Origin of the sequence: Streptomyces sp. NPDC086835 (assembly GCF_044745705.1) — a bacterium.
In the GTDB taxonomy this organism is placed as follows: domain Bacteria; phylum Actinomycetota; class Actinomycetes; order Streptomycetales; family Streptomycetaceae; genus Streptomyces.
This window is the reverse complement of record NZ_JBIVAU010000007.1, coordinates 134,247-157,062: the sequence shown is the minus strand read 5'-3', so window position 1 is coordinate 157,062 and position 22,816 is coordinate 134,247. Positions and strand designations below refer to the sequence as shown.

Here is a 22,816-nt window from a genome sequence, read left to right as displayed (position 1 = left end):
TCGGCGGATCGCGGTGACGGGCCCCGGAACGTCAGCTGCGCCAGGTGGAGGGAGGACCGCGGGTGTGCCGCGGGTCGTACGCGCCGGAGGGCGGGGCCCGCTCCTGGCGCGGGCCGGCCGCCTCACGGCCGTGCAGGGGAGGGGTGTGCGCGGACACCGGAGCACCGGGCAGCGCCGGGGGAGTGCCGGGCGGCCGTTGGGTGTTCTCCGCGGCCAGGAGTTGGGGGACCGCCGCGACAGGCCGGGCCTGGAGTGTGTGGGGCACGGTCCGGTGCGCCGCGACGGGGCGTAGGGGAGTACCCGCGCCCGCCTTGGCAGGCGCCACCGCGACGGGGCCGGCGACAGCCTGCGCACCGTGGCCGGTGGCGCCGGTGAGAAGGAGGAACACAGACCAGACGCCGAAGAGGGCCGCCGGCAGTGCGGTCGCGAGGACGAGCCGGACCCGTCTCCCCATCCCGCCCTCCCTCACCGGTCGTCGCTCCCTGGGGACGTCCGAGATCCCGCCGGACGTCTGCCGCCGCTCAGCCTAGAGCCTGGGGAGCGCACCGCCGCCGTGGGTGTCCGTCTCCCCGGAGTGTCCGAAGGATGGAACACCTGGTGGACGGCTCCGGCGCACCACGCATCCCGTGGCTTACGATCTCGGCGGACGGTCGCGGACGGCGGCCTTCTGTGTCCCCCCACTCCTGGAGGTCATCGTGTTCGGGACGGCCAGCGGCCATCGCAGCCACCGCAGCAGCTTCCGCGTCCGCGCCACAGCCGGTGCCGTGGCTGCCGGGATGTTCCTCGCCGTCGGATGCGGCTCGTCCGACGAAGGACCGGGCGAGGCCGCGGGAGGTGTCCCCGTGGTCGAGAAGGGCAAACTGACCACCTGCACCCACCTGCCCTACCCCCCGTTCCAGTTCGAGCAGGGCGGCAAGGTCGTCGGCTTCGACGTCGCGCTGATCGACCTGGTGGCGAAGAACCTCGACGTCGAGCAGAAGATCCTCGACACGCCGTTCGAGAACTTCAAGACCGGTGCGTTCCTCAACTCCGGGGAGTGCGACCTCGCCGCTGCCGGTATGACCATCACCGACGAGCGCAAGAAGAACGTGGACTTCTCCGTCCCCTACTTCGACGCGACCCAGGCGCTGCTGGCGACCAAGAAGAGCGGCGTGACGTCGCTCGACGAGGTCAAGTCCGGGAAGAAGAAGCTCGGCGCCCAGGCCGAGACCACCGGCGAGAGCTACGCCAAGAGCCAGGGCTTCGACCCGGTCGCCTTCGAGAGCTCGGACGCGGTGCTGAACGGGCTGCGCACCGGCCAGGTCGACGCCGTGATCATCGACTACCCCGTCGTCCAGGGCTGGCTCAAGGACAAGGCGAACGCTGCCCAGTTCGCCCTCGGCCAGAACATCGAGACCGGTGAGCAGTACGGCTTCTCGGTGAAGAAGGGCAACGACAAGCTGCGCGCCGCCATCGACAAGGCGATCCAGGACGCCCGCGCCGACGGCACCTACGACAAGCTCTACAAGCAGTGGATCGGCCCGCTGCCCAAGGCGCAGTCGTGACCTCACGCCTCACCCGCCGCCAGCGGCGGCGGGTGTCGCAGGGCATCCAGTACGCGGTCTTCGTCGCGGCGCTCGTCATGGTCGGCCTGCTGGCCGACTGGGACCGTCTGCAGAACCAGTTCGCGCAGAAGGACCTCGCCTCCGAGCTGTTTCCCGCCATCATCACCACCGCGCTGCGCAACACGGTGGTCTACACGGTGTCCGGTTTCGTCTTCGGCCTGGTGCTGGGTCTGGTCATCGCGCTGATGCGGTTGTCGTCGGTCGCCCCGTACCGGTGGGTGGCGGGCGTCTACATCGAGATCTTCCGCGGTCTGCCCGCGCTGCTGATCTTCATCTTCGTCGGTGTGGCCGTGCCGCTGGCCTTCCCCGGCACCGAGATCCCCGGCGGCACCTACGGCAAGGTCGCCCTCGGTCTCGGTCTGGTCGCCGCCGCCTACATGGCGGAGACGATCAGGGCGGGCATCCAGGCGGTGCCCAAGGGACAGATGGAGGCCGCCAGGTCGCTGGGCTTCTCGCACGCCAGGGCCATGGTCTCGGTGGTCATTCCGCAGGCGTTCCGGATCGTCATTCCCCCGCTCACCAACGAACTGGTCCTGCTCTTCAAGGACTCCTCGCTGGTGCTGTTCCTCGGTGTCACCCTCGAGGAGCGCGAACTGACCAAGTTCGGCAGGGACCTGGCCAGCCAGACCGCCAACTCCACCCCGATCCTCGTCGCGGGGCTCTGCTACCTCCTGGTGACCGTGCCGCTCAGTTTCGTGGTGCGCCGCCTCGAGGTCCGCGCCGACAAGGCGAGGTGAGGGTTCTCATGCCGGTCGGGTCGCAGTCGTCGGGAAGCGGGAGCAGCGGGATCATGGACAGTACGGACCGCCCCGAGATCGAGATCCGGGGCCTGCACAAGTCGTTCGGTGACAACCACGTGCTGCGCGGCATCGACCTCGACATCGCCCGGGGCGAGGTGGTGTGCGTCATCGGCCCGTCCGGCTCCGGCAAGTCGACGCTGCTGCGCTGTGTGAACCTGCTGGAGGAGCCGACCGCCGGCCAGGTGTTCGTGGGCGGCACGGAGGTCACCGACCTCGATGTCGACATCGACGCCGTCCGCCGCCGGATCGGCATGGTCTTCCAGCAGTTCAACCTCTTCCCGCACATCAACGTCACGGAGAACCTCACGCTGCCGCAGCGGCGGGTCCTGCGCAGGGACAAGACGAAGGCCGCGGAGGTGGCACGGCGCAATCTGGAGCGGGTGGGTCTCTCCGACAAGGCCGACGCCTTCCCGTCGCAGCTCTCCGGCGGTCAGCAGCAGCGGGTGGCCATCGCCCGGGCGCTGAGCATGGGACCGGAGGTGATGCTGTTCGACGAGCCGACCTCCGCGCTCGACCCGGAGCTGGTGGGCGACGTCCTCGCGGTCATGCGACAGTTGGCGGCCGAGGGCATGACGATGATGGTCGTCACCCATGAGATGAGCTTCGCCAGGGAGGTCGCCGACCGTGTGGTCTTCATGGACGGCGGGGTGATCGTCGAGGAGGGGCCGGCGGAACGGGTCGTGGGTGACCCACAGCACGAACGCACCCGGAACTTCCTGATGCGCATCCTGGATCCGGCCGCCGCCGAACAGCCGGGGGACACCGGCTCGGAAGGCCCCGCCAAGGAGCTGTGACCCCGCACGGGGCACCTGCCCGGTGCCCCGGCCGGGCGTGGGCGTTCCCGGCCGGGGCCGCGCGGATCAGCGTCCCGGGCACTCCTTCCAGGCCAGGTGATAGATGGTGCTGATGTCACCGTCGGTGGAGTCCATCGTCATGAAGCTGGTCTGCGACGGGTCCGACGTGCCCGCACTGACCCGCAGCTCCGTGTTGATGTTGAAGTTGCGCTGGACACCGCAGGGCGCCCACACCAGCTGCGCCCAGTCCGTCTCGTCCGTGGCCTGCCAGTTGTCGTCGTACGGGCCGCGGAACGAGTGCGTGCGCGACTCGGTGTTCGGCGAGCCCTGGAAGTAGTACGACGCCTTCTCGGTGCTGCTCGCGCCGGGCTGGAGCGAGGCATAGCCTCTGTAGTCGGCGCTGGCGACCGCGTACGTGAATCCGTGCGGTACGTGCACGATCAGATTGAGCTGGCAGTTCTTGCGGAAGGCCGTGCTCGGCGCGCCGCCGCCGACCTGGGCGAGGTAGTCGCTGTACGTCACGGTGAAGGCCGTGTTGTCCTGTGAGACGGCGACGGCGGCCGTCCCCGCGGGACACCCGGAGCCGTTGACCGTCGCCACCTCGATCACGATCTTGTCCGGCGGCGGGTCGGTGATGACGGACGGGCTCTGTTGCGAGGGGATCGCGGAGGCGAACAGCGCGGCCAACGCGCCGCTCACCAGCAGTCCACCGGTCATGGGTTCTCCAATCCATTGCTGTCGGTGCCGGGCGGACCGGGCATGGGGATGCCCGGCCGTCAGGTGGGGGGTGCGGCCGTCCGCTCGCGTGGCGTGGGCCGTCACGGACCAAGTGCGCTGGACCGTCCTGTGATTCGGCCGTGGCATGCCGGGCTTGGTTGAAGAGTCATGCACATGACACGTACGGCCGATGCTCCCGGGCGTTCGCGGCCCGGGAGTTGGTCGAATGGTAGAAACCGATGGAGGGGAGGACTAGAGCGATGTCCGGCCAATCGGCAGGCCGGCCCGGCGGTGGCCGTCGGCTCAATCCAGCAGTCGCAGCGAGACGTCCGCGATGCCCAGGGATACCGACTGCCCCCATGTGAGGCTCAGGGCGTCGCTCTCCATACCGTCGCCGAAGACGACCAGCCGGTCCGACTCCACGGTGATCCGCAGCCGTTGTCCGCGCCCCAGCGCACCGGCCACCTTGCTCGTCCCGGTCGCCGGGGACGGCCAGGCCTCCCTGACGAACCACACGAGCCGCGGCTCGACGGGGCCGGGCAGCGCGAGCGTGCTGCCCCGCTCCTGCCACAGCGAGCGCAGCCAGCCGGTCGCGCCCGTCCCCGTGCCCACCAGCACGCCCGAGGACGCCTGGGCCTCCCCGCCGGATTCCTCCCCACCGGATTCCTGCCCGCCGGATCCCTTCCCGCCGGATCCCTTCCCGCCCGGTCCATCGCCGTCCTCGTCCAGCCGGTAACGGGCGGTCTGGTGCCCGGGGCGCCCGAGGTAGATCTCGTTCAGCGCCGGCAGCCGCTGGGTGTCGTCGGCGACCGCCTCCACCATGGTCAGTTCGTCCGCCGAGCGTCCGGGCAGCACGGCCGAGCGGAGCAGCCGCCGCGCGTCCTCGACACGGTGGCGCACCAGAACCCCCGGATTGCGGCCCGGTTCCGTGTCGATACCCACCACCGGCTGGCCGGCGAGGTACTTGGCGGTGTTGGCCACCAGCCCGTCCTGGCCCACCACGACCACCACGTCCTCGGGTGCGAACAGGAACCGGTCGAGGTCCGCACGCTCCACCCTGGTCTGCCGCCACTGGAGCGGAACGGCGGCCGCCACCTCCGCCAGCGCCCGCTGCGCCCGATGGTGCCGCAGGGCCACGTCGCGGATGCTCCGGCCCCGCGAGGCGAGGAAGAAGTCGGCCTGGCCGTGGGTCCCGTGCCGGGCGAGCAGCTCCTCGTACTCGGTGGTCCGGTGCACGAGGACGGCCCGCGGGGCCAGGCTCACGAGCCGCCTCCGCCGCCTGCCCCGCCCGGCTGCCGCTGTCCGCCGAGCCGGGCGAGCAGACCGGTGAGCACGTCGGGGGAGAGGGTGACGCTGTCGATCCGCGGCAGGTTCTCGGCGAGCCGGGTGACCGCCAGGGCGTGCAGGGTGGCGGGATCCACGTCGCCGTGCACCCGCAGCCAGGCGGCCTGGGCCCCGGCACGCGCCGCGCCGACCGCCTCCGCCGCCTCGGCCTCCGCCCGGGCGAGGCGCACCTTCCGCTTCGCCTCCGCCTCCGCCCGCACCGCGTCGGCCGCCGCGCTCTCCTCGGCCTGGCGTCGCGCGTTGGTGCCGTTCTGCTCGACCAACTGCTCCTCGCGCCTGGCCAGTTCGATCTTGCTGGCGAGTTCGTTCTCCGCGATGGCGCGCTCGCGCTCCACGGCGACGGCGCGGCGTTCGTACGTCGCGCGGTCCGCCTCCTGCTGGATCTGCTCGCGTGCCGGGGTCCGCAGGGCGCGTTCGACCTCCGGTTCCGGCCGGATCGCCACGACCCGCACGGCCACCACTTCGATACCGGTCGCCGGCAGGCGGGGCTCGGCGGCCAGCCCTTCCGTGATGCGCCCGCGTACGGACGCGACTCCGTCGGCGAGCGCCGACGACAGCGGGGTGCGCGCCAGCACGTCGAGCGCGTGCTGCTGCGCGGTCTCCGTGAGCAGGGTGGCGATCTGCTCCAGCGGCGCGGCGCGCCACGCGCCGGTGTCCGGGTCGATGGAGAAGTCCAGACGGGCGGCGGCCGTCGAAGGCTCGCTGATCCGGTACGTCACGGTGGCCTGCACCGAGACGTCCTGGAAGTCGGCGGTGCGGGCGTGGAACGACACCGCGAGCTCGCGGTCGTCGACCGGCACTTCGGAGAGCGCGGCGGTGAGTGCGCGGAACCAGAAGCTGAGGCCCGTGCCGTCGTGGGCGAGGCGTCCGCGCCTGTGGTGGCGGACATGGGCGGTGGGTGCGGCGCGCAGGTGGCGCCAGCCGAGACGTGCGGTGATGTCGGCCATGACAGAACCCCCTCTTTTCGTCTCTCTGACGATATAACTCAAGGGGGTTATCGTCAATACGACGAAAGGCGGTGGTCGGGCCGTGTTCGAGGAAGGCGCGGAGATCCTGACGGCACGCCAGGCGCTACGCTGATCCGCGATGTTCACCGAACAGGGCCCCACATTCCGCGAACTCGCCGTCCAGGCGCTCTCCTCCATCGAGCACGGCTACGACCTGCTCGCCCCCAAGTTCGACCGCACGCCGTTCCGCACCCCGGACCGGCTGCTGGAGGCCGTAGCCGCCGCCCTGCGCCCGCTCGGCCCCTTCACCGCGGGCCTCGACATCTGCTGCGGGACCGGTGCGGGCATGGATGTGCTCCGGCAGGTGTGCCGGGAGCGGGCCGTGGGCGTCGACTTCAGCGCGGGAATGCTCGCCGCCGCGGCCTCCCGGTCCGCCGCGGCCGCGGGTCCACCGGACCTGGCCGCGTCCCCCGCCCCGGCCCCGGCCGCCGGGCACGCCGACCCACCAGGCGTCGTCCAGGACGGGCCGGTCGTCTCCTGGGTACGGGCCGACGCGCGGGCGCTGCCGTTCGGCCCCGCCTTCGATCTGGCCGTGAGCTTCGGCGCGTTCGGGCACTTCCTGCCCGGAGAGCGCCCGCTGCTGTTCGCCCAGGCACACGCCGCCCTCCGCCCCGGGGGCTGCTTCGCGTTCCCGGTCATGGCACCGCCCGGGCCGAACTCGCTGCTCTACTGGACGCTGCTCGGATTCGACGCGGCGATGCGGATCCGCAACGCCCTGTGGCGGCCCCGGTTCGTCATGTACTACCGCACCTTCCCGCTCTCCGCCGTGCTCAGGGACCTCGAGCGCGCCGGATTCACCGTGGAACTGCTTCCGTTGACGAACCTGGGCCGGCTCCCGGACGGCAGCCCCCGCGCCCGCCTGGTCGTCGCCCGAGCAGCGGTTCTCGAGCGGGACGACTGACAGGCGCCGCAAGGCCTCATCGGTCGGCGTTCCCGGAATCGCCACCACCTTCGCGGGTAGGTTGAGGCCGTGGACGGTGATTGGCGGACGGATCGGATCGGGGCCGCTCTGCGAGGCGAGAACCCTACGGTGCTACGGCGGCTCGAGTCGGCGTTCGCGGTGATCGGGGACGTTCAGTTCCTGCCGGGTTACTCGGTTCTTCTCGTGGACGACCCGGCAGTTCAGCGGCTGTCCGATCTGCCGAAGGCCAAGCGGTCGGCGTTTCTGTCCGGCATGGATCAGCTCGGAGAAGCGGTTGAGCGGGCCTGTCGGCGGCGGGACCCTGATTTCCGCCGGGTCAACTTGGAGATCCTGGGGAACACGGACCCGTTCCTGCACGCACATGTCTGGCCCCGTTTCGACTGGGAGCCGAGCGAGTTGGTGGGCAGACCTGTGTGGCTGTATCCGCCGGACCGGTGGAAGGACGAGCGCTTCGGACTCGGTCCGCAGCATGACGTGCTGCGGGAGGCGATCGGCAGCGAGCTGGACCGGTTGCGTTCGACGGCGCAGGTCGCCGTGGAGTCATAACGGTGGGCATCGTCGGCGCGCGGAGACTGCCGCGCCGAACGCCGGGGCCCTGCCGGGACGGCCGAGTCGCCCCGGACGGCCCGGCTCTGCGGAGACGTCAGACGACGGTGTGCACCAGCTGTGAGGTCAGTTCGTAGCGGGCGCCGACGACCGCGAGCTTCCCGGTGGCGATCCTCTCCGCGAGGTCGGGCTCCTGGGCGAGGAGGCGCGTGACCATCCGGACGTTGCGGGTGATCGTGGAGTCGACGCGTGCCGCGCCCTGCTGGGAGTGGTCTATGGCCGGCCGTATCCGATCGGCGATGTACTGGATGTGAGCGGGGAGTTCCTCGCCGGTCTCCTCCGCGTGCACCGCCGCGGTCACCGCGCCGCAGGACTGGTGGCCGAGCACCATGACCAGGGGTATGTCCAGCTCCAGGACCCCGTACGCGACGCTGCCGAGGACCGCCTCGTCGAGCGCCTCGCCGGCCGACCGCACGGTCATCAGGTCGCCGAGGCCCTGGTCGAAGACCAGTTCCGGCGGCACCCGCGAGTCGATGCAGCCGAGGACCACGGCAAAGGGTGCCTGACCGGATATCAGCTCCTCCCGCACGGACGAGGTCTCGTGCGGATGCTGCTGCCGGAAGGTCCGCCAGCGGCGGTTGCCGGCCGCCAGCTCACGCAGGGCCTGCGCGGGGGTGTCCGGCCGGGGGCGGCGGGCCGTTGCCGGTCCGGGGGACGCCGATGCCGGCGTGCCTCCCATTACGAGGGCGCCGGAGGCCAGGGCCCCGCCCGCGACGGCGGCGCGCAGCAGGGTACGCCGGCTTCCGCCGACGGATGAGTTCGTTCGCGGTGTCTGCTTCACGAAGCGAAGGTAGATCCATCGGCAGCCGGCGCGTTCGTTCATGTGTTTTCTTTGCGCATGCTTGATCAATCCATGCCCTGAGGGACGGTGACAGCTCGTCAGGCCGGTGACTTCACCGACATCAGCAGATGCTGATGGGAGTGCTGTCCGGCATCGCCGGCCGGCCGCGTGCCGGTATCCGCCGCGGCGCTGAGCAGCGCCCGCTGCCCGGGCCCCAGCAGCCGGAACCGCACGCTGTCCGTGTCGAACGACGACAAGGCGTCCACGAGATACGACGGGTTGAACGCCACCGTCATCTCCGGGGCGCCCTCCAGGGCGGCGGGCAACTGCTGGGAGGCGACATCGTCCTCGTAGCCGGCGTGGAGACGGACCGAGTCCGCGGAGAACGACAACTGCAGCGGGCTGTCGCCCTCCGCGACCACCGACACCCGCTTCACCGCCTCGAGCAGCGGCGCCCTGGCCGTGAGCGCCACGGCACCGTCCGGCAGGGCGAAGAGCTTGTCGTGCCGCGGCAGCCGGCCGTCGAGGAGCCGGGTGCTGAGCCGCCTCCCCGCGTTGTCGAAGCCGATCGTGCCGCCGTCCAGCGCGATACGGACCGTGCCCGACCGGTCCAGCGACCGGGCGATGTCGGAGAGCCGCCGCGCAGGCACCACGACATCGGCGGACGCCTGCGGCGACAGGGGCTTCCAGCCCAGCGTGCGCACCGCGTACCGGTACCTGTCCGTCGCCGCGAGCGTCATCGTCTCCCCGTCCACGCTCAGACGGATGCCGGTCAGCACTGGCAGCGAATCGTCGCGCCCGGCAGCCACCGCCACATGCGCCACGGCGGCGGCGAACACCTCCGCGTCCACCGCACCGCAGAATTCGGGCAGCGCGGGGATGGCCGGACGCTCCTCGCACGGCAGCAACGACATGCCGAAGCGGGCGCCGGCGCTGCTCATGGCGAAACGCCCGCCGTCGAGGGCGCACCGCACCGTCCCGCCCGGCAGGACCCGGCAGATGTCCAGCAGTCTGCGGCCCAGGACCAGCACCTGTCCGGGCTGCTCGACGTCCGCCTCGACCTCGATCCGGGCCGAGGCCTCGTGGTCCAGCCCCGAGACGCGCAGCAGACCGCCGGCGCGTGCCTCGAGCAGCAACCCGCCGAGCACGGGCACGGGGGACCGTGCCGGCAGCACACGCGCCGCCCACGCGACCGCGTCCGCCAGTGCCCCGCGCTCCATCCGGAACTCCATCAGCAGCCCTCTTTCCTCGGTGGTGGGGACGCTATCGGCCGCCACTGACAACGCCCGGCCGGGAAGCTGGCAAGATCGTCGGTCCGACGGGGAAACGGAGCGATGGCATGAGCGACGCGGACGGGCACCGCACGGCGGTGCCCAGGCCCTTCGCGCAGCGGCTCGGCATCCGGCTGCCCACCAGGGGCAGTTGGGGAACGGACCACCGCGGCCACTCGCGCTTCCGCCGGGGCCGCGTCCTCGCGGCCCTCGCCGTACTCGTCGCCTGCCTGCTCGCCTTCCACTTCGCCGTGCCCAACACCGTCGGCAGGATCGGCAGTCTGCTGGAGACGTTTCTGCCGTGGCTGGGTCTCGCCGTTCCCCTGCTGCTGGTCGCGGCGTTGCTGCGCCGTTCCGTCACCGCGCTCGTCGCTCTGCTGCTGCCCGTCGCCGCGTGGTCGTTCCTCTTCGCGCCCCTGCTGCCGCCCGCGTCGGGGGAGCGGGCCGGCCTCGTGGCGGTGCAGCACAACGTCAGCGACGTGAACACCGACCCGGCAGGCACGGCACGGGCCCTCCTGCGTGTACGCCCGGACCTCGTCGCCCTCGAGGAGGTGACGCCCGCCGTGCTGCCCGCCTACGAGAAGGAGCTGGCGCGGCACCTGCCGTACCACGCGGTCGTGGGGACCGTCGGCCTGTGGTCGGCGCATCCTCTGGAGGACGTGCGGCCGGTGGACATCAAGCCGCGCGGTTTCGGGCCGGGGTGGAACCGCGCCCTGCGCGCCACGGCGGTGACCCCGCAGGGCCCCGTCGCCGTCCACGTCGCTCATCTGCCCTCGGTGCGCCTGGGACTGCACGGCTTCAGCTCGGCGTGGCGCGACGAGAGCGCCGGTCTGCTGGGCGCCGCGCTCGCCGCCGAGAAGGAGGCCAGGGTGATCCTGCTGGGCGACCTCAACGGCACCGTCGACGACCGTGGTCTCGACCCGGTGCTGGCACATGTGGGGGTGGCGGGACCGGGTTTCGCGTTCAGCTGGCCGGCGTCGTTCCCCGTGGCAAGGATCGACCAGATCCTGGCCCGGTCCGCGGCGGTGACGCGTGTCCGTTCGCTGCCCGCCACCGGCAGCGACCACCTGCCGATCGCCGCCACGATCACCCTGTGACGCGCTGCCTGGCCGCCCGCCGGGCGCTTCCCACGTCACCGCACTGCCTGCCGGGCGGCCGCCCCTGTGACCGCACAGCCGGCCGCGCGCCCACGACGACTGCCCGCGCAACCGGCCGCGCGCCCGGCCCCGTGACCGCCGGCACGCCCGTCCTCACAGTGAACGCCCGCGCCGCCCCGCCCGTACTCCACGGCAGCCGTCGAGCCCGAGGAGGTCAGCAGCCGATGTCCGGACGTCGCCGTACCCCTGTTGCCGTCGCCGTTGCCGCACTGACCGGCGCCGTACCGCTGTTGCTGGCCACCGGCGGCCCCGCCCTGGCCCACGGGACGCCGACCGACCCGGTCAGCAGAGCCGCCGTCTGCGGGCTCGACGGAGCGCAGCGCGCGTCGGGCGCGTGCCGGGCCGCCGTCGCCGCGAACGGGGGAGCCGCGATCGGCGCGTGGGACGACCTGCGGCTGCCCGGCGTCGAGGGCAGGGACCAGGAGGCCGTACCCGACGGGCAGTTGTGCAGCGCGGGCCTCGACGCCTACCGCGGCCTGGACACCGCCCGCACGGACTGGCCCGCCACACCGCTGAAGGCCGGTGGCACGTTCACCCTCACCTACCGCTCCAGCATCCCGCACGAGGGAACCTTCGAGCTGTACCTGACCCGGCAGGGGTACGATCCGTCCGCGCCGCTGCGGTGGGCCGACCTCGACACCCGCCCGTTCGCGACGGACACCGATCCCGCGCTCACGGACGGCGCCTACCGGATCAGCGGACGTCTGCCGGCGGACCTCACGGGGCGGCATGTGCTCTACACGGTATGGCGGAACACGGACACCCCTGACACGTACTACTCGTGCTCGGACGTGGTCCTCACACCCGGGGACGGCGGGCAGGCCACGACGCGGCCCGGAACCCCGCCCGCGCAACAGCCCTACGACCCGGCCGGCCGGACCTCCGGCCCGGCGACGCCGGGATCGCCCGACGAGCCCGCCCCCTCCCAGGCGCCCGGTGAGCCGGCACCCGGTGAACCGCCGGCCGGCGCCCCCGCTCCGGCACCGTCCTCCGGCCAGGCCGCCCCGGCGCCCGCGGGCAGCGCGTCCGGCGACCGTCCCACGGTCCTGTTCGGTGCGGCAGCAGCCGCCCTCGCCCTCGTCTCCGTCTGCGGATCGGTGGTCCTGTGGCGACGGAACCGTCTCTGACAGCACGTCACCGAAGGGCAGTACGTCACTGAAGGGCCGCGAGACCGGCGTCCCGGCGGGGGCACGCCCTCCGACAGCTCAATTGCGGGTGACGAACAGGCACCGGAGCCATCATGAGAGCAACCTCCGCGGCCCGCCGGCCCTCTTCCCTCCATGCAACGGGCCCACCGGGAAGCACAGCCCGCCCGCACCACAGCTGCATGGAGTGACATGACAACGGTCCATACTTCGGTCGTCGTGCCGTGCTTCAACGAGGACGACGTGCTCGACCTGTTCCATCAGGAACTCGTCGCGGCACTCGAGCCGACCGGTACGGAATTCGAGATCTGCTACGTGGACGACGGCAGCGGCGACGGCACCGGCGCGCGCCTCAAGCAGCTCGCCGCAACGGACCCGCGCGTCCGCTACACCTCCTTCAGCCGCAACTTCGGCAAGGAGTCCGCGATGCTCGCCGGACTGCGTATGTCCCGCGGGGACGCCGTCGTCCTCATGGACGCCGACCTTCAGCATCCGCCCCATCTGCTGCCCCGAATGCTGGAACTGCACCACCACGGCTACGACCAGGTCGTCGCCCGCCGCGACCGCACCGGCGAAGGCACACTGCGGACGGTCCTCAGCCAGGGCTACTACCGGCTCGTCCGCCGCTTCATGGACGTCGAAGTCGTCGACGGCGCAGGGGACTTCCGGCTGCTGTCCCGCAGGGCCGTCGAGGCGGTGCTGAACATGCCCGAGTCCAACCGCTTCTCCAAGGGACTCTTCTCCTGGATCGGCTTTGACACCGTCAGCTTCGCCTACACCAATGTGCGTCGGGCCGCCGGAAGCTCCAAGTGGGGCGGCCGGCGGCTGGTCAACTACGGCATCGACGGTCTGCTGTCCTTCAACACCCGCCCGCTGCGCCTGGCGATCCACACCGGGCTGTGGCTCTTCCTGTCCGCGCTCGCCTACGCGGTGTGGATCATCCTCAACGTCGTCCTGGACGGCGTCGAAACCCCCGGCTACGCGACCCTGATCGCCGCCATAGTGGGTCTCGGCGGAATCCAGCTCGCCACCCTCGGGATCATCGGCGAGTACGTGGGCCGCATCTACCACGAGACCAAGCGCCGGCCCCACTACGTGGTCCGGGAGACCGACGAGACCGGCGCCACACAGCCCGGGGCGCCCGTCAGGGAAGCCGCTCTGAGTAAGTGACCTTGTCCAGCCGGTAGTAGTCGGCGACGCACTGCGCGGGCCACACCTTGCGCCCCTGCTGACCGAACGGCTCCAGCATCCTGGCCACCGGCGTGGGTGAGTAGGGGAGTTCCTTCGCGCCCCGGGCCGCTCCCTCGCGCAGATACCGGTCCTGGTGGTCCCACCGCTCCGCCCGCACCCGCATGTCGTGGCCCAGATCGACCAAGGGCCCCACGAGGCTCAGCACCGTGGCCGCGCACACGGCGGCCGCGGCCGCGACGGTTCCCGCGGACCGGAGGCCGCGCACGTACGGCCGCAGCGCGCGCCCCAGGAAGGCCCCGGCCACGACGAGGAGGCCCACAAGGAGCAGCAGGTAGTCGTTCCATGTCCGTTCGGTGGTCACCACCCGCTCCCCGAAGACCGGATACGTGATGACGGTGCAAAGCCAGCCGGCGACAAGGAACGCCGCCGCGCCGAGCCCCACCAGCAGCAGCGGCCTCGGCAGCAGCACCGGGGCCCGGCCGGGCCGGCCGCGCGCCACCAGCCCCAGCAGCACTCCGGCGGCCACCGCGCCCAGATGCTGCCAGGTACCGAATACCGTGCCGAGGATCTCCGTGTAGCCGCGCAGCGAACCCAGCAGTGAGTCGGGGGACAGCATCGACGCGCTCTCGGCCCCGTAGCGCTCGCGGCGGTTGCGGGAGCCGGGGGAGAAGAACAGCAGCAGGGTCCCGACCCCGACACCGGCCGCGCCGGCCAGCGACCAGACCCGGGCGACGCGGCGCACCGGGGCCGCGAGAACCCGGTGCGCGAAGAGCACCACGCCCGCGAGCACCACCAGCGCGACGACCGACGCCTCCTCCGACAGCGTCCCCATGAACACTCCGGCGAGCGCGGCCGACACCACCGCGGCGATCCTGCCCGCGCGGCCGCGTGAGCACAGCAGTGGCAGCACGGCAGCGCACGCGAGCACCGGCGCCACCGTGTGCGACACGGACGCGGCGGGCCAGTAGAACGTCTTGTACGTGTTGGGCGTGGCGAACAGGAAGACGGCGCAGACCATGGCTGCCACGAACAGCGGCACACCGCGCGGCACTTCCTGTCCGGCCCTGCGCAGCACCTGCACGACCAGGGCCCACAGCAGCACGAGCATGACGAGCCCGCTGACGAGCCCGAACCACTGGTGACCCGCGACCGGGAACTCGGCGTACAGACCGACGAGCAGGCCGTTGCCCAGCCGCCCGTTGTCGGTGAACCAGAACTTGCCGATCAGTCCGGAGATGCCGTCGTCCCGTACCACCGGCAGGAAGCACCACTCGTCGGCGCTGGGCCGCACATGACGTCCGAACCACGACGCGACCGCCAACAGCCCGAGGGGCAGGCCCGCGAGGACGAACGGCCAGAGCCCCACCCACGCCGCCGGGCCACCACGCCGCCCCTCCGGCCGCCCGACCGCCCCCGCCGGCCCGCCGTGGCCGTCCATTTCACTCGCGACGGTGACGCCCGATGCGCCGACGGCCATATCACCACTGCCTTTCCGCGAACACTGATCCGGCACCGAAGAGGCGAATTCCTGGTGCACCGTTCCATCAGCATCCAGTGGCAGCCGGCCGTGGCGTGGGCGACGCGCAGGGGTGGCCGACCAGAGCGGCCGGCTCCGTCGTGCGGCGGCGGAGGACACCGGTCCGCTCGCCCGGTCCGCTCGCTGGTCCGTTCGTCCGGGCTGCTCGTCCGGGCAGGGCGCCATTCGCGGCGGGCTGCCGACGTAGCCGCTGCTCAGCGCGGTGACGGGGCACGGCGGCCGGGTGACTCGGCCGGCCGCCCGCGACACGGCGGGCCCTGCGCACGGCGGCACCGCGCGGGACCGTGTGGACCGCAACCCCGCGGGGCCGCTCATCGCGCGCGATCCGTCGGCGTGCCCGCCCACCGCCCGCCCCTGCGGGCGGACCCCTTGAGCAGGCAGGATCGTCCGGCCGCGCCCACCGGCCCCGGTATAAAGAACCCATGACTGCCGATGCCCCCGTGCCCACCCGCCCCGCGACGCTCGAGGACGTGGCCAGGGTGGCGGGCGTCTCCCGGGCCACCGTCTCCCGGGTGATCAACGGGGCGCCGACGGTGGACCCCGGGCTGCGTGGGATCGTCGAGGAGGCGATAGAGGCGACCCGTTACGTCCCCAACCGGGCCGCCCGCTCCCTGGTGACCCGCAGGACCGACTCGATCGCGCTCGTCGTCTCGGAGCAGGAGCAGCGGTCCGGTGCGACGCCGTTCGTGGGGCGGATGTTCACCGACCCGTACTTCGGGCGGGTGGTGAGCGGCCTGCTGGAGGTGCTGCGGCCGGCGGGTGTCCAGATGATGCTGATGCTGGTCGACGACGAGACGTCGCGCGGGCAGTTGATGTCGTACCTGCGCCAGGGCCATGTGGACGGCGTCGTGCTGGTCTCCTCGCACGGGTCCGACCCGCTGCCGCAGTTGATCACCGGTACCGGACTGCCGGCCGTGCTTTCGGGACGCAGCAGCCGCAGCGGCCGGCTGACCTATGTCGAGGTGGACCAGCGGGCCGGCGCCGAACTGGCCGCGGAACACCTGGTGTCGCTGGGCCGCCGCCGGATCGGCACGGTGACCGGACCGCAGGACATGCCCGCCGGACAGGAGCGGCTGGCGGCGTTCCGCAGCGCGCTCGCCCGGCACGGGATCGACGATCTGGCGTGGGTGGAGGGCGACTTCACGCATGTCGGCGGCGCCGCCGCCATGAAGCGGCTGCTGGCGCGGCGGCCCGACCTGGACGGTGTGTTCGTCGCCTCGGACCTGATGGCCATGGGCGCGCTGCCGGTGCTGTCCCGCGAGGGCAGGCGGGTGCCCGAGGACGTCGCCGTGGTGGGCTTCGACGACAGCAACGCCGCGCAGGCGTGCGACCCGCCGCTGACGACGGTACGGCAACCTGTCGAGGAGATGTCCTCGGAGATGGCGAGGCTGCTGCTGCGGCAGATCCGTGAACCGGGCGACCCCCTTCCCTCGGTGGTCTTCCACCCGTCGCTGGTGATCCGGGAGTCGGCCTGAGCAACGGCCGGGCCGGGGGAGGAAGCCGTTCGGATGGAGGGAGAGCGCTCCCTCCCGGGAGCGCTCTCCTGAGCCGTGAACCGTCGCCGACGTACGGGGTGTGGGATGAAGGAACGGAAGTCAACAGCCCCGCCGATCCCCTTCCGTGGCCCCAAAGGGGCCGAAAGGGTTCGGGACTTGAAGCCTGCGGCCTCAAAGTGCCCCCAGCTTCGGTGAGTTGTTGCACACGTCTTGACGGCGGTGTGACACCGGGAGAATCATCCGTGTACCTGAGAGAGCGCTCTCTCGTCAGGTTGAGCCGGCCTTCCGTGCGCAGCACCTCCGTACACGGCACCTCCGTACACAGCACCAGCATCAGCACCCGCCCCTGACCCCCTCAGGAGAGACAGCCATGTCCGCTGCCCCCACAAGACAGCTCGGACCACCCGCGAACCTCGCGCACCACCGGCGGCGCGGCACCGTCGCGCTGATCGTCACCGCCATGGTCGCCGCCCTGCTCGGTCTGCTGCCCGCGGCGCCCGCGCAGGCCGCGCCCGTCCTGCTGTCCCAGGGCAGAACGGCGACCGCCTCGAGCCAGGAGAACGGCGGCACGGCCGCCGCCGACGCCGTCGACGGCAACGCCGGCACCCGCTGGTCCAGCGCCTTCTCGGACCCGCAGTGGATCCAGGTCGACCTGGGCGCCAGTGCCACCGTCACCCAGGTCGTGCTGGCCTGGGAGGCGGCCTACGCCAAGGGCTACCGCATCGAGCTGTCCGGCAACGGCACCGACTGGACCACCGCCCACTCCACCACCACCGGCCCCGGCGGCACGGAGACCCTGAACGTCTCCGGGACCGCGCGCTACGTGCGCATGTACGGGACGGCCCGGGCCACCCAGTACGGCTACTCGCTCTGGGAGTTCAAGATCTACGGCACCGTGAACGGGGGAGGCGGCCCCGAGATCCCCGGCGGAGGCGACCTCGGTCCCAACGTCCTCGTCTTCGACCCCTCCACGCCCGACATCCAGGGCAAGCTCGACGAGATCTTCCGACGCCAGGAGTCGGCGCAGTTCGGCACCGACCGCTATCAACTGCTGTTCAAGCCGGGCACGTACAACAACATCAACGCGCAGATCGGCTTCTACACCTCCATCTCCGGTCTCGGGCTCAACCCGGACGACACCACCTTCAACGGTGATGTGACGGTCGACGCCGGCTGGTTCGACGGCAACGCGACCCAGAACTTCTGGCGCTCCGCGGAGAACCTCGCCCTCAACCCTGTCAACGGCACCAACCGCTGGGCCGTCTCCCAGGCCGCCCCCTTCCGCCGGATGCACGTCAAGGGCGACCTCAACCTGGCCCCCAGCGGCTACGGATGGGCCAGCGGCGGCTACATCGCCGACAGCGAGATCGACGGCACGGTGGGGCCGTACTCCCAGCAGCAGTGGTACACCCGCGACAGCTCCGTCGGCGGCTGGACCAACGGCGTATGGAACATGACGTTCTCCGGCGTCCAGGGCGCGCCCGCCACCGGCTTCCCGAATCCGCCGTACACCACGCTGGACACCACACCCGTCTCCCGCGAGAAGCCCTTCCTCTACATGGACGGCGGCCAGTACAAGGTGTTCGCCCCGGCCAAGCGGGTGAACGCGCGCGGCACTTCATGGGGCGACGGCGCACCGCAGGGCGAGTCGATCCCGCTCGACCGGTTCTACGTCGTCAGGCCCGGCGCGACCGCCGCGACCATCAACGCCGCGCTCGACCAGGGCCTCCACCTGCTGTTCACGCCCGGTGTCCACCACGTGGATCAGACGATCAACGTCAACCGCGCGAACACCATCGTGCTCGGTCTCGGCCTCGCCACGATCATCCCCGACAACGGCGTCACGGCCGTGAAGGTCGCCGACGTGGACGGCGTGCGGCTCGCGGGCTTCCTCATCGACGCGGGACCCGTCAACTCGCCCACCCTGCTCGAAGTCGGGCCTCAGGGCGCGTCCGCCGACCACGCGGCCAACCCCACCACCGTGCAGGACGTCTTCATCCGCATCGGCGGAGCCGGCCCGGGCAAGGCCACCACCAGCATGGTCGTCAACAGCGACGACACGATCATCGACCACACCTGGGTCTGGCGCGCCGACCACGGCGACGGCGTCGGCTGGGAGACCAACCGGGCCGACTACGGCGTCCGCGTCCACGGCGACGACGTGCTGGCCACCGGCCTGTTCGTCGAGCACTTCAACAAGTACGACGTCGAGTGGTACGGCGAACGCGGCCGGACCATCTTCTTCCAGAACGAGAAGGCCTACGACGCGCCCAACCAGGCCGCCATCCAGAACGGCGCCACCAGGGGCTATGCCGCCTACCGCGTCGACGACTCCGTGAACACCCACGAAGGATGGGGGATGGGCAGCTACTGCTACTACAACGTGGACCCGACGATCCGGCAGGACCACGGCTTCAAGGCCCCGGTCAAACCCGGGGTGAAGTTCCACAGCCTGCTGGTCGTCTCGCTCAGCGGCCACGGCCACTACGAGCATGTCATCAACGACATGGGCTCTCCCACGTCAGGGACCTCGACGGTGCCTTCGACCGTCGTCAACTTCCCCTGACGCGGCGGTAGGCGGGCCGACGCAGACGGCCCGCGGCCGCACGGGAGCGAGGGGCGTATCCACCGGCACGGGCACGAACGTGGCCGTCCGGCGGGTACACCCCTCGACCGGCTGCGTGTGAACGCTCCTACGGGCAGCGGTAGGTGAACCGAGCGTCCGCGGAGTGCCTGGAAGGCGAGACGATCCACAGTTCCGCACTCGCGCGGTACTCGCCCCGTCCCTCGAACGTCCACAGCAGGTGCAGCCGGGCCTGCTTCTGGCCGCGCCCCACCCGTTCGCGCAGCAGCCCCGAGTCGGTGCCGTCGCTGCGCACCCACCGGTAGGTCAGCGTGCCTGGCCGGCCGTCGGTCCGCACCACGCCGACCACATCGGCGGTCCCGCCGCAGCCGGGCCCGTCCGGCGAGGTTCGGACCACCACGTCCCGCACGGCAACGCCCGGCCCGTACCGCTGCCAGGCCAGGAACCCGAGCACGGCCAGGAGTACGGTGGCGGCCAGGGCGTACCTGCGCAGGCCGCGCCGGCGTCCGCGCGGCCCGCGGTCGTCGGCGGGCTGCCCGGCGAGCGTCCCGTGCCAGACCCCGGCGGCCGTGGTTCCGCTTCCGTGCTGCCGCACGAACGCGGTCACTCCTGGGCCGAAGCGCAGAACGTCGCCCTCGACGCGGTCGGGGACAGGCCCCGGGTCGGGACCTTCGAACCAGTGGCTGCCCAGCGCGGTCGCGCTGTACTCGTCCGCGTCGTCCGCGGGCGTGCGTGGGTCGTTCACAGGACCGGGCACCCCCTTCTGGTCAGAAGCTGCTGGGTGGAACTGCCGCTCGCCGCCGCCGGGTCGGTGCCGGCCTGCACGGCCCAGTAACAGCCCGTCCCCTGGAACGTGTGGTCCAGCGCGAGGGTGTACTGCGTCGCGCCGCTCCGCTCGAAGGACTGTGTGCTCTCGACGGCGCCGAGGACCCCCTTCTCGTTGCTCGTGAACCACGAGATGACGACCTTCACGGGTCCGGTGCCGGAGGTGACGACGTCGACGGTCGCGGCGGCCGTCGACGGGCCGGTCTGCCGGAAGCCCGTCACGGAGACCGACTTGACCTGCACCGGCGCGAGGGTCGGCGGGGCGCTGGTCGTCGGCTCTGTGGACGGCTCGGTGGAGGCGGTCGGGGTGGGTGACGCGGCCGGCGGGGACGTCGTCGGCGGGGCCGGCGGCGTGGACGACGTCGCGGGCGACGGGTCGGCGGGCCCGGTGGTCGTGCTCGCCGAAGGGGAGGGCGAGCCGCCGTCCGAAGGCGACGGCCCGACGTCGCCGTCCCCGTCCGCCACCGGCGAGGCCGAGCCGCCCGGCATCGCGCTGGTCGTCGCCACGGCCTGCGCGGTCGCCTTCGGGGCGGCGTCCTCGCCGGCCCGTGCCGCGACGGCCATCACCGCGACCACGGCCAGCGCGGCGACGCCGACGAGCGCCTTGCGCAGCGCCGGCGGCACGTATCCGCCGGTGCCGATGCCCGAGCCGATGCCCGCCCCTGGGCCCGGTCCGGCGCCGATCGACGTGGTGGCGTGGTCGGTGGTCCCCGCGGGCCCGCCGGCCGACGGGAACAGCAGAGGCAGCAGTGCGGCGAGCGCCGCCAGCTTGCGCTGGCCCCGCTCCTCCCAGTCGGGCCCGTAGGCCGCCCGGGCGATCGCCTCGAGCTCGGCCACGAACGCCGCCGCGTTCGCGGGCCGTTGTGCCGGCGACTTGGCAAGACCCCGCCGGATGAGGGGGCGCACCGGCTCGGGCGCGTCGTGGTCGGGGACCGGCGCGTCGATGTGCTGGAGCGCCAGCTCGGCGAAGTTCTCGCCGCGGAAGGGTTTGTGGCCCGTCAGGCACTCGTAGAACGTCGCGGTCGCGGCGTACACGTCGGCGGCGGGGGAGGCCGGTTCGCCGTTCCACTGCTCCGGTGCCATGTACGCCGGGGTCCCCGCCACCCCCGGTGTGCTCCCTCGGTGCGCGGCGATGCCGAAGTCGACGAGCTTGGAGGAGCCGTCCGCCGCGACGAGCACGTTCTCCGGTTTGTAGTCCCGGTGCACCACACCGGCGCCGTGCGCTGCGGCGAGGCCCAGCAGCGAGCCCTTCAGCACGGCCAGCGCCGCCTCGGGACCGGTCGCGCCCTCCCGGACCAGCAAGGTGCGCAGCGCGATGCCGTCGACCAGCTCCATCACGATGGCGGCGCCCTGCGGCGCCTCGACGTACTCGTAGAGCCGTACCACGTAAGGGGTGTCGAGGCCGCCGAGCAGCTGGGCCTCCGCGCGGAACTCGCGTACGAAGCCGGAGTCCGCGCGGAGCCGCTCGTTGAGGTACTTCACCGCCACCGGCACGCCGGTGGTGTCATGGACGGCGAGTACGACACGCCCGCAGCCGCCCGCACCGAGCTCCCGGGACTCGGTGTACCCGGGCACCGACCAGGTGTTCATCACGTTCCCCCTGCCCACGCGCTGTCCCCACCACAGACACATTTCTTTCACCTCCGGTTCCCGCAGAAAGGCCCGGGCGTGCGACGCCTCCGAAGTTCCGGGGTGCACTTGGCATGGACCTGTCCCTGGAGTTCGGCTACGCTCCGGGCGGGCGCAATGAGAGCGCTCTCAATCGCCTCTCGACGCGCGCTCCCGTACGGCCTGTTCCATCCCCCACGATGCTGGAACAACGAAAGGTCAACGCCTTGAGACGCATGACAGCCATTCGCACGGGCCTGTCCGCACTCCTCCTCCTCGGCTCATGGGCCGCGGTCGGCGCCGGCCCCGCGGCCGCCTCCGTCCCCGCTGCCGAGCCCGAGCTCTCCTCCGGCCTGCTCGCAGCCATGCAGCGCGACCTGGGACTCGACGCGGACGAGGCGACAGCACGCCTCGCCGCCGAGAAGACCGCCACCGCCGTCGAAGGAAAGGCCCGCCGCGCCGCCGGAGCGGCCTTCGGCGGCTCCTGGTTCGACGCGGACACCGGCAGACTCACGGTGGCCCTCACCGACGCGGGCAGGGCCCGCGCCGTCCGGGCGGCCGGCGCCGACACGGCGCTCGTCCGTCACAGCGCCCGGCAGCTCGACTCGGCAAAGCGTGAGATCGACGCCCTGAAGGCGCCCGCGGGCGTGGCCAGTTGGCATGTCGACCCGGAAGCCAACCGGGTCGTGGTGAACGTCGTCGCCTCCGAGCGGCATGACAACGATGTCCGGGCCTTCCTGGACCGCGCGAGGGACGCCGGCCCGATCGCGGTCCGGGAGACCGCGCAGGCCCCGACGCCGTTCGCCGCCGGGACCGTCGGCGGTGATCCGTACTACACGGGCAACGTGCGCTGCTCCATCGGCTTCTCCGTGCACGGCGGCTTCGTCACGGCGGGCCACTGCGGTCGGGCCGGCGCGGCCGTGCGCGGCTGGGACGGCACACACATCGGCACCTTCCAGGGATCCTCGTTCCCCGGTGACGACTACGCCTGGGTCAGTGTCGGCAGCGGCTGGTGGACCGTCCCCGTGGTCCTCGGCTGGGGAACCGTCCCCGACCAGTTGGTCCGGGGCTCCGCGGAGGCCCCGATCGGCGCTTCCGTGTGCCGCTCCGGCTCCACGACGCGCTGGCACTGCGGCCATGTCCTCGCCAAGAACGAGACCGTCAACTACAGCCAGGGCGCGGTCCATCAGATGACCAAGACCAGCGTCTGCGCGGAACCGGGCGACTCCGGCGGCTCGTTCATCAGCGGCGACCAGGCGCAGGGCGTGACCTCCGGCGGCTGGGGCAACTGCTCCGGCGGCGGCCAGACCTGGCACCAGCCGGTCAACGAGATCCTCGGCCGCTACGGGCTGCGTCTGCACACCGCCTGACGCAGCCGCACACCCGCGAACGGTTCCGGGAGGCGCGGGCCACCACGGCGGTGGTCC

The 22,816-nt window shown here is 71.9% G+C and carries 20 protein-coding genes; 11 read left to right on the top strand and 9 right to left on the bottom strand.

From position 1 onward, the window contains the following. Positions 1 to 31 precede the first annotated feature (31 nt). Complete coding sequence (locus ACIPJI_RS22920) at positions 32 to 454, bottom strand: hypothetical protein (RefSeq protein ID WP_402248424.1); 423 nt, start codon at positions 452 to 454, stop codon at positions 32 to 34. A 322-nt stretch (positions 455 to 776) separates the two neighbouring features. On the opposite strand from ACIPJI_RS22920, the gene ACIPJI_RS22915 reads away from it, so the two are divergent. Genes ACIPJI_RS22915 through ACIPJI_RS22905 form a run of 3 tightly spaced genes read left to right on the top strand, consistent with a single transcriptional unit; the run spans position 777 to position 3,198 of the window. After that, the gene (locus tag ACIPJI_RS22915) at positions 777 to 1,544 is read left to right on the top strand and encodes an ABC transporter substrate-binding protein (RefSeq protein ID WP_356619612.1); all 768 of its coding nucleotides are present in this window, start codon (positions 777 to 779) and stop codon (positions 1,542 to 1,544) included. Beyond that, positions 1,511 to 2,341 carry an amino acid ABC transporter permease gene (locus tag ACIPJI_RS22910; RefSeq protein WP_402248423.1) on the top strand — a complete coding sequence of 277 codons (831 nt, stop codon included), beginning with the start codon at positions 1,511 to 1,513 and terminating at the stop codon, positions 2,339 to 2,341. The genes ACIPJI_RS22915 and ACIPJI_RS22910 overlap by 34 nt, the downstream gene beginning before the upstream one ends. A gap of 53 nt (positions 2,342 to 2,394) precedes the next feature. Beyond that, the gene (locus tag ACIPJI_RS22905; RefSeq protein WP_356619480.1) at positions 2,395 to 3,198 is read left to right on the top strand and encodes an amino acid ABC transporter ATP-binding protein; all 804 of its coding nucleotides are present in this window, start codon (positions 2,395 to 2,397) and stop codon (positions 3,196 to 3,198) included. Positions 3,199 to 3,264: 66 nt separating this feature from the next. Here the strand turns inward: ACIPJI_RS22905 and ACIPJI_RS22900 are convergent, their stop codons facing one another. From ACIPJI_RS22900 to ACIPJI_RS22890, 3 genes are all read right to left on the bottom strand, one after another. Further along, positions 3,265 to 3,915, bottom strand: a complete 651-nt coding sequence (locus tag ACIPJI_RS22900; RefSeq protein ID WP_189472143.1) for a DUF4360 domain-containing protein — start codon at positions 3,913 to 3,915, stop codon at positions 3,265 to 3,267. A gap of 303 nt (positions 3,916 to 4,218) precedes the next feature. Further along, entirely contained in the window at positions 4,219 to 5,178 is a 960-nt protein-coding gene (locus ACIPJI_RS22895; protein ID WP_402248420.1) for a hypothetical protein, read from the bottom strand. Further along, complete coding sequence (locus ACIPJI_RS22890; RefSeq protein ID WP_307710078.1) at positions 5,175 to 6,206, bottom strand: SPFH domain-containing protein; 1,032 nt, start codon at positions 6,204 to 6,206, stop codon at positions 5,175 to 5,177. Before ACIPJI_RS22890 ends, ACIPJI_RS22895 begins: the two co-directional genes overlap by 4 nt. A gap of 139 nt (positions 6,207 to 6,345) precedes the next feature. Here ACIPJI_RS22890 and ACIPJI_RS22885 point away from each other — a divergent pair, with 139 nt between their 5' ends. Both ACIPJI_RS22885 and ACIPJI_RS22880 read left to right on the top strand, forming a co-directional pair. Continuing rightward, positions 6,346 to 7,167 carry a class I SAM-dependent methyltransferase gene (locus ACIPJI_RS22885; RefSeq protein ID WP_402248419.1) on the top strand — a complete coding sequence of 274 codons (822 nt, stop codon included), beginning with the start codon at positions 6,346 to 6,348 and terminating at the stop codon, positions 7,165 to 7,167. A 69-nt stretch (positions 7,168 to 7,236) separates the two neighbouring features. Next, positions 7,237 to 7,734, top strand: coding sequence for an HIT family protein (locus ACIPJI_RS22880; RefSeq protein WP_307710080.1), 498 nt, complete (start codon positions 7,237 to 7,239; stop codon positions 7,732 to 7,734). A 97-nt stretch (positions 7,735 to 7,831) separates the two neighbouring features. Here the strand turns inward: ACIPJI_RS22880 and ACIPJI_RS22875 are convergent, their stop codons facing one another. Beyond that, positions 7,832 to 8,575: a carbonic anhydrase gene (locus tag ACIPJI_RS22875; RefSeq protein WP_402248418.1), complete on the bottom strand. Its 744-nt coding sequence runs from the start codon at positions 8,573 to 8,575 to the stop codon at positions 7,832 to 7,834. 98 nt (positions 8,576 to 8,673) lie between these two features. Continuing rightward, positions 8,674 to 9,807: a DNA polymerase III subunit beta gene (gene dnaN, locus ACIPJI_RS22870; protein ID WP_402248749.1), complete on the bottom strand. Its 1,134-nt coding sequence runs from the start codon at positions 9,805 to 9,807 to the stop codon at positions 8,674 to 8,676. Positions 9,808 to 9,914: 107 nt separating this feature from the next. Between dnaN and ACIPJI_RS22865 the strand changes: the two genes are divergently transcribed. The 3 genes from ACIPJI_RS22865 to ACIPJI_RS22855 all read left to right on the top strand — a co-directional run bounded on the left by ACIPJI_RS22865 (position 9,915) and on the right by ACIPJI_RS22855 (position 13,318). Further along, positions 9,915 to 10,943, top strand: a complete 1,029-nt coding sequence (locus ACIPJI_RS22865; protein ID WP_402248416.1) for an endonuclease/exonuclease/phosphatase family protein — start codon at positions 9,915 to 9,917, stop codon at positions 10,941 to 10,943. A gap of 224 nt (positions 10,944 to 11,167) precedes the next feature. Further along, positions 11,168 to 12,130 (top strand): lytic polysaccharide monooxygenase, encoded by a 963-nt coding sequence (locus tag ACIPJI_RS22860; RefSeq protein WP_402248414.1) that lies wholly within the window; start codon positions 11,168 to 11,170, stop codon positions 12,128 to 12,130. A 210-nt stretch (positions 12,131 to 12,340) separates the two neighbouring features. After that, on the top strand, positions 12,341 to 13,318 hold the full coding sequence (locus tag ACIPJI_RS22855) for a glycosyltransferase family 2 protein (protein ID WP_402248412.1): 978 nt from the start codon (positions 12,341 to 12,343) through the stop codon (positions 13,316 to 13,318). Here ACIPJI_RS22855 and ACIPJI_RS22850 read toward each other — a convergent pair. Beyond that, positions 13,293 to 14,816 carry a DUF6056 family protein gene (locus tag ACIPJI_RS22850; protein WP_402248410.1) on the bottom strand — a complete coding sequence of 508 codons (1,524 nt, stop codon included), beginning with the start codon at positions 14,814 to 14,816 and terminating at the stop codon, positions 13,293 to 13,295. The two genes, ACIPJI_RS22855 and ACIPJI_RS22850, sit on opposite strands and share 26 nt — an antisense overlap. A gap of 482 nt (positions 14,817 to 15,298) precedes the next feature. On the opposite strand from ACIPJI_RS22850, the gene ACIPJI_RS22845 reads away from it, so the two are divergent. Beyond that, positions 15,299 to 16,351: a LacI family DNA-binding transcriptional regulator gene (locus ACIPJI_RS22845; protein WP_402248408.1), complete on the top strand. Its 1,053-nt coding sequence runs from the start codon at positions 15,299 to 15,301 to the stop codon at positions 16,349 to 16,351. A gap of 391 nt (positions 16,352 to 16,742) precedes the next feature. Then, a complete protein-coding gene (locus tag ACIPJI_RS22840) occupies positions 16,743 to 18,938 on the top strand; it encodes a discoidin domain-containing protein (protein WP_402248407.1) in 2,196 nt (731 codons plus the stop codon). 127 nt (positions 18,939 to 19,065) lie between these two features. On the opposite strand, the gene ACIPJI_RS22835 is transcribed toward ACIPJI_RS22840, so the two are convergent. Together ACIPJI_RS22835 and ACIPJI_RS22830 are read right to left on the bottom strand one after the other, a co-directional pair. Then, positions 19,066 to 19,701, bottom strand: a complete 636-nt coding sequence (locus tag ACIPJI_RS22835) for a hypothetical protein (protein WP_356619501.1) — start codon at positions 19,699 to 19,701, stop codon at positions 19,066 to 19,068. After that, entirely contained in the window at positions 19,698 to 21,371 is a 1,674-nt protein-coding gene (locus ACIPJI_RS22830) for a protein kinase (RefSeq protein WP_402248405.1), read from the bottom strand. Before ACIPJI_RS22830 ends, ACIPJI_RS22835 begins: the two co-directional genes overlap by 4 nt. Before the next feature lie 254 nt (positions 21,372 to 21,625). Here ACIPJI_RS22830 and ACIPJI_RS22825 point away from each other — a divergent pair, with 254 nt between their 5' ends. Continuing rightward, positions 21,626 to 22,759: a S1 family peptidase gene (locus tag ACIPJI_RS22825; RefSeq protein WP_402248404.1), complete on the top strand. Its 1,134-nt coding sequence runs from the start codon at positions 21,626 to 21,628 to the stop codon at positions 22,757 to 22,759. The last annotated feature ends 57 nt before the right edge of the window (positions 22,760 to 22,816 follow it).